Source organism: Acidobacteriota bacterium (genome assembly GCA_040756905.1).
In the GTDB taxonomy this organism is placed as follows: Bacteria; Acidobacteriota; Aminicenantia; order JBFLYD01; family JBFLYD01; genus JBFLYD01.
In genome coordinates this window covers 1-6,299 of the sequence record JBFLYD010000033.1, presented here as the reverse complement: position 1 = coordinate 6,299, position 6,299 = coordinate 1, and the positions used below count along the sequence as shown (strand labels likewise).

Genomic DNA, 6,299 nt, shown 5'->3' with positions numbered 1-6,299 from the left:
CAGGGATGGCAGAAATCAGATTTTGGTATGGCAACAAATTAGTAGGAATAGAAAAGGTCAAAAATGAAGACCTGAAATTAGTCCACTTTTAAATCTTAAATAGTCCACTTTTAAAATTTAGCTAACAATAACTCAATGCGCCCTTGACAAAATATTAAATATCTTATATTTTAAATCTTTTAGTATATAAAAATATGGAAGTATTAGGGGAAATGAAAACATACATTCCAAAAAAAGATGAGATTCAAAGAAAATGGTGGCTTGTTGACGCAGAAGGCAAAACCCTCGGAAGACTCGCTACAAGAATTGCTTCTCTATTAAGAGGAAAACACAACGTTAAATTCGTGCCATTTCTCGATACAGGAGATTTTGTAATAGTGATTAATGCAGAGAAAGTATCAGTAACAGGAGAGAAAAAAAAGAAAAAAGTTTATAGACATCATTCAGGGTATATTGGAGGGCTAAAAGAGATAACGTTTGAGGAACTTCGCAAGAAAAAACCAGAAAAGATAATTCAGGAAGCTGTCTGGGGAATGTTACCAAAAAATAAGTTAGGCCGAGCTCTCCTTAAAAAATTAAAGGTTTACAGAGGCCCCAATCATCCCCATCAAGCTCAAGTGCCTGAGGTATATCCATTAGAAAATTAGCAGGAGGATAATTGGCAGACTTACAATATTATGGAACTGGTAAAAGAAAAACTTCAATTGCAAGAGTTTATTTAAGGCCCGGCAAAGGAAACATAACTCTTGTAGCCAATAGAAAAATCAAAGCCTTTGAAGAATATTTTTCTCTCGAAGAATGGAGAGAAAGGATAAAACATCCATTAAAAATAACAGAAACTGACAATAAATTTGATCTATTTATAAGAGTTGGAGGAGGAGGCATTTCTGGGCAAGCAGGAGCAATAAGACTGGGAATTGCAAGAGCTCTCTCAAAATATAACCAGGAATTAGTTGCTTCTTTAAAAAAGGCAGGACTGCTTACAAGAGATCCTCGAGAAAAAGAAAGGAAGAAATATGGGTTGAGAGGAGCCAGAAAAGCCCCTCAATATCATAAAAGATAACAATTTGAAGTTAAAAATTAATTTAGTCACCTGAAAAAAGGAGGTAATATCTTTGGTTTCAATTACTATGAAAGAACTTCTTGAAGCTGGAGTCCATTTTGGACATCAAACAAAAAGATGGAACCCAAAAATGAAAGAATACATATACGGAGAAAGAAATGGAATCTACATAATAGACTTACAAAAAACAATGAACCTTTTTAAGGAAACTATAGAATTTACGGTTAATTCTGTAGCCGAAGGGAAAGAAGTTCTCATTGTAGGTACAAAAAAACAAGCTCAGGATATAGTAGAAGAGGAAGCCAAGAGAGCAGAAGCTTTTTATGTAAATCAAAGATGGGTTGGAGGACTCCTGACCAACTTTAATATTGTCAGGAAAAGCATAGAAAAATTAATGGATTTAGAAGAAATGAAAATTGACGGCAGATGGGATATCTTATCAAAAAAAGAGCAATCAAAACTGGAAAAAACATTGAAAAAATTACAAAAAAATTTTTCCGGGATAAAAAAAATGACACAGCTCCCTGGAATTCTTTTTATTATAGATCCTTCTAAAGAAAAAACCGCTGTAGCAGAGGCTACCAAAATGAACATCCCGATAATATCTGTTATCGACACAAATGGAGATCCAGAAAATATAATGTACCCAATTCCAGGTAATGATGACGCAATAAGAGCGATAAAATTATTCGTTTCAAAAATTGTAGATGCAATAATCGAAGGAAAATCAAAAAAGATCAGTGAACCAATTGAAGTCATCCAGGAGCAACAGTCAGAAATTGAAAATAAGGATGTTATCAAAAAATTGAACGTATTAGAATAAAAAATGGAGAGTTAAAATGTATGACTTAATGGAACAGGTTAAGGAACTGAGAAATAGAACGGGGATAAGTATAATGGAATGCAAAAAAGCTCTGGAAGAAAGCAAGGGAGATATTGAAAAAGCCATTGAAATCCTTCGTAAAAAAGGCTTCGAGAGGGCTGAAAAAATCTCTGGAAGAGAAACCTATCAAGGCGCTATTGGTTCTTACATACATATGAAGGGTAAAATAGGTGTTTTAGTTGAACTTGGATGTGAGACTGACTTTGTTTCCCAAAATGAAGAATTTCAAAATCTTGTGAAAGATATTGCGATGCATATTGCTGCGATGAATCCTAAATATATTTCTCAAGATTCTATTCCTGAAAATATTTTAAATAAAGAAAGAGAAATATACAGAGACCAATTAATATCTTCAGGGAAGCCTGAAGCAGTAATTGAAAAGATAATCGATGGAAAAATGAAAAAATTCTATGAAGAAGTGTGCTTGCTTGAGCAACCTTTTGTGAAAGATGAAAAAATGAAAGTTAAGCAATATTTAGCCCATTACATTAATAAATTTGGCGAAAATATAGTGGTAAGAAGGTTTGTGAGATTTCAGCAGGGAGAATCCATAAATTAATGTATAAAAGAGTTCTTTTAAAATTGAGCGGAGAAGCCCTCCAGGGCGAGAGAGGGTATGGAATAGATCCAAACACAATTCAGACAATTTCTCAGGAGATTTCCGAACTTAATTCCCTTGGCGTGGGAATAGCTATTGTTTCAGGCGGTGGAAACATATTCAGAGGACAATTAGCAACAGAACTTGGAATCGATAGAGCTTCTGCAGATTACATAGGAATGCTTGCCACATTGATGAATGGCATTGCCCTTCAGGATGCTCTTGAAAAAAATGGTGTAACAACAAGGCTTCTTTCTGCATTAGAAATCAGACCAATTGCAGAACCTTTTATCAGAAGACGAGCTCTCCGTCACCTTGAGAAAGGAAGAGCTATAATATTCGCAGCTGGAACAGGGAACCCATACTTCACCACTGATACAGCTGCAGCGCTGAGAGCTATAGAAATTCATGCTGAGGTAATTTTAAAAGCCACAAAAGTCGATGGAATTTACAGCGCAGACCCTTTGATATCAAAGAATGCAATAAAATACGAGAAGCTTTCATATTTAGAAGTTCTTGAGAAAAACCTTAAGGTTCTTGATTCGACTGCTATATCTCTCTGTATGGACAACAACATTCCTATAATAGTTTTCAACTTGAGGGAAAAGGGGAACATAAAAAAAGCAGTACTGGGTGAAAAAATAGGAACCCTTGTAAATTAATCAACCTGGTTAATTTAATACTTTAGACATCAAATATTTTATTTTGAGTCATTTTAAAGGACACGTTGCTCAGATGAGGTCTCTGGGTAAATTTTTTGAAGGGGGAAGAAGATGGTAAATCAGATAATAAATGAAACTAAAAAGAAAATGGAAAACTCACTGGAGCATTTTAAGAAAGAACTTATTAAAATAAGAACCGGCAGAGCTTCTATTTCTATCCTGGAAGATATTCATTTTGATTATTACGGAGTTTCTACTCCTATTCCTCAGGTTGCTACATTACAAGTTCAGGAACCGAATTTAATCATAATTCAACCCTGGGACCCATCAGTATCAGGAGAAATAGATAAAGCAATACGAAAAGCAAATATTGGACTTAATCCCATAAATGAAGGTAAGGTTCTAAAAGTTCCGATTCCCCCTCTGGATGAGGAAAGAAGAAAAGAACTCGCAAAATTCGTGAAAAAGCTTTTAGAAGATGAGAAAACTAAAATCAGATTAATCCGACGGGAATCAAAAGAATCGATAAAAGAACTGGAAAAAGAGAAAAAAATCTCTGAAGATGAAGAGTATAAAGGCTATGATAAACTTCAAGAATTAACTGGCAATTATATAAAAAAAGCAGAAGAGTTAGCAGAACAGAAAGAAAAAGATATTCTGGGAGAATAATTTATACAGAATAAGCTTTTGTCCCAAATCTTGTTAGAAGCACTGTCCCGAGGCCAAATATATCGAGGAGAAAAGTAAATAATATCGACAAGCCAGGTATAAAAGAAAAAATCATTAAAAAAACAAATCCAACAAGGACACAAGAAATTTCTGAAGCTGACTTCCATCCAAGAGCAACAGAAAAATTCTTCCCAATCCAATATAGTAAAACAGTTCTTCCGAAAATTTTTATAACCAAATAGGCAAATATGAGTAATATAAGAAAAGGAAGTCCAATTAAAATAATACTTAAGATACAAAAGAAAATTAAAAGGAAAATAAATATTATAAAAACAATAAAACCCATAGCTCCAAATCGTCCCAAATGTTTTGTTAACTCAGAAGAGGAAAATACAACCTGTCTTTGAAATACAACAAAAACAAAAAGTACGATAAAAAACCAGAAAAATAAAAGAATTATTTTGATAATAAAAAGTATGGGAACAAAGGAAAAAGAAAGAATCCCTTTTGAAATTTTGTTCAGGTAATTGTATACATCTCCTTTACTCATTAAATAAACTATTTCTCCTTCTATTATACTCTCAGGATCTTTTATTAATTCTCCTCCTATACAGACAACGCTGCCCGTCACTTTTCCTCTGGATTCAATTGCTATCTTTGAACCAAAACCAACTACATCATCGTCGACCTCTCCTCTTATTGTAATTGAGCCACCAAATGCCACTATGGAATCTAAAGTCTTTCCCTCAATCAGGCTATCTCCTCCAAACGTAACGATTTCTTTTTTGTAAACCTCATCTTTTCCAATAACAACATCTTTTTTTAAATTATTCTCAAAATATGAAAATAAATTTACTGAAAAAAGCTGTAAAAGAATCAGAAAAATAAGAATATTAGAAAAGGCTTGTTTTCTCACTTTGTGCTCCTCTTAAGAAAAATTTTTTTAACACTAAATAAAGCATCAAGATCATGATAATATTTAAGATAGTAATTAAAAATAAAATTGATATATGGTCTGCTCCTAATGAAAAAACTGATACTCTAAAAAATTTAAAAGGTATAAAAATTACCTCTAAAACAAATTTAGAGATAAAATAAAGATTTGAGATTACTCTTGAGAAAGAAGACAAAGTATTTTTTATACTATCGATAAAGAAAAATAAAAATTTTGGAAAGGTGGAAATTTCCCTCTTATAATTTAAAATCGATACTATAAATAATGTTAGATAAAATAAAAATGTTCCTGATGATAAAACAAAAATGATATTTTTTAATTTTACTTTAGCTGGAAAGACTATTTTTAATATTTTCTCTGAAAATTCTTCAGGAATTCCCATTCTTTCAATTGAATTTAAAGAATGAATTAATCCTTTTCTGTCCTCAAAATATTTTAAACATACCTCACATTTATACAGATGATTTTCAATCTCTTTCTTCTCAGTCTGGTCTAAATTTTTTTCAATCAGATCATAAATGTTTTCGGCGGATAAATGATTATTCATTCTTCTTCTCCAGATAATTTCTTATCATTTCACGAGCTCTGAAAATTCTATTTTTTACCGTTCCCAGAGGAAGCCCTTTTATCTCTGCTATTTCGCTGTATGGGAGTTCACTTATATGTCTCAGAACAATTAGTTCCTTTAAGCCTTGTGGTAATAAATCAATTGCTTCTATTATCGATTCTTTTATTCTTTCTTCATTCCATATTTTATGGGGTGCCATACTATCATCTGGAATATCAAAGCCAATTTTTTCCTCATCAAATACATCTCTATCGAGAGATACGGGTTTAACCTTTGATTTTCTCAAGTGGTCAATCGTAAGGTTTGTTGCAATTTTATACAGCCATGTGCTGAACTCATAACTGGGATTATAAACATGAAGGGAATTAAAAACTTTTATGAATATTTCCTGAGAAATGTCCAGTGCATTTTCCATATTCATCACCATTCTGTAAACAAAGTTAACAATTGGACCTTTATATTTGTTGATAAGTATTTCAAAGTTTTCTCTCTCCCCATTCAGAATCTTCCTAACCAATTCCCTGTCAGAAATCTTCATTAAATCCTTTGCATTTCATCCCTCATTTTCTTATACGAAAATCAAGGGAAATAGTTTATTTTTAATAATTTATTAAAATTAATCTGGAATTCCATTTTTTATTTCAAAAATTCCATCTGGTAAATAAATTTCACTCCTGAATTTTTTAAAAATAATCTCGTTCACTGCATCTTCCAGAAATATTGAAATTTTTACTAAATTTATTTTCTCATCTATTTCTAAATGTAAATACATAAAATCTTTTCTCTCTTTCGGAACCAACTTATAAACAATGCTCCTGCTTTTTTTTTCGTGGACAGAGATTTCAAAGTTTTTTGAAATATAATCGGATTTTCTCAACTCTAAAAATAAATTGAATTCTGC

Annotated in this window: 10 protein-coding genes; 6 read left to right on the top strand and 4 right to left on the bottom strand. The window is 32.2% G+C overall.

The features are described from left to right. Positions 1–212: 212 nt before the first annotated feature. From rplM to frr, 6 genes are all read left to right on the top strand, one after another. Positions 213–647 (top strand): 50S ribosomal protein L13, encoded by a 435-nt coding sequence (rplM, locus tag AB1410_04965; GenBank protein ID MEW6456050.1) that lies wholly within the window; start codon positions 213–215, stop codon positions 645–647. Positions 648–658: 11 nt separating this feature from the next. After that, positions 659–1,063 carry a 30S ribosomal protein S9 gene (rpsI, locus tag AB1410_04960; protein ID MEW6456049.1) on the top strand — a complete coding sequence of 135 codons (405 nt, stop codon included), beginning with the start codon at positions 659–661 and terminating at the stop codon, positions 1,061–1,063. Positions 1,064–1,115: 52 nt separating this feature from the next. Next, positions 1,116–1,886 carry a 30S ribosomal protein S2 gene (gene rpsB, locus AB1410_04955; GenBank protein MEW6456048.1) on the top strand — a complete coding sequence of 257 codons (771 nt, stop codon included), beginning with the start codon at positions 1,116–1,118 and terminating at the stop codon, positions 1,884–1,886. A gap of 16 nt (positions 1,887–1,902) precedes the next feature. Beyond that, complete coding sequence (gene tsf, locus AB1410_04950) at positions 1,903–2,505, top strand: translation elongation factor Ts (GenBank protein MEW6456047.1); 603 nt, start codon at positions 1,903–1,905, stop codon at positions 2,503–2,505. Further along, complete coding sequence (gene pyrH / locus AB1410_04945; protein ID MEW6456046.1) at positions 2,505–3,206, top strand: UMP kinase; 702 nt, start codon at positions 2,505–2,507, stop codon at positions 3,204–3,206. The genes tsf and pyrH overlap by 1 nt, the downstream gene beginning before the upstream one ends. Before the next feature lie 111 nt (positions 3,207–3,317). Further along, a complete protein-coding gene (gene frr, locus AB1410_04940; GenBank protein ID MEW6456045.1) occupies positions 3,318–3,875 on the top strand; it encodes a ribosome recycling factor in 558 nt (185 codons plus the stop codon). Position 3,876: 1 nt separating this feature from the next. On the opposite strand, the gene AB1410_04935 is transcribed toward frr, so the two are convergent. The 4 genes from AB1410_04935 to AB1410_04920 all read right to left on the bottom strand — a co-directional run. After that, the gene (locus AB1410_04935; protein MEW6456044.1) at positions 3,877–4,791 is read right to left on the bottom strand and encodes a hypothetical protein; all 915 of its coding nucleotides are present in this window, start codon (positions 4,789–4,791) and stop codon (positions 3,877–3,879) included. After that, positions 4,769–5,377: a hypothetical protein gene (locus tag AB1410_04930; GenBank protein ID MEW6456043.1), complete on the bottom strand. Its 609-nt coding sequence runs from the start codon at positions 5,375–5,377 to the stop codon at positions 4,769–4,771. The genes AB1410_04935 and AB1410_04930 overlap by 23 nt, the downstream gene beginning before the upstream one ends. Next, positions 5,370–5,936 (bottom strand): sigma-70 family RNA polymerase sigma factor, encoded by a 567-nt coding sequence (locus tag AB1410_04925; GenBank protein MEW6456042.1) that lies wholly within the window; start codon positions 5,934–5,936, stop codon positions 5,370–5,372. Before AB1410_04925 ends, AB1410_04930 begins: the two co-directional genes overlap by 8 nt. A gap of 78 nt (positions 5,937–6,014) precedes the next feature. After that, positions 6,015–6,299: hypothetical protein (locus AB1410_04920; GenBank protein MEW6456041.1), on the bottom strand; the 285-nt coding region annotated here is incomplete at its 5' end.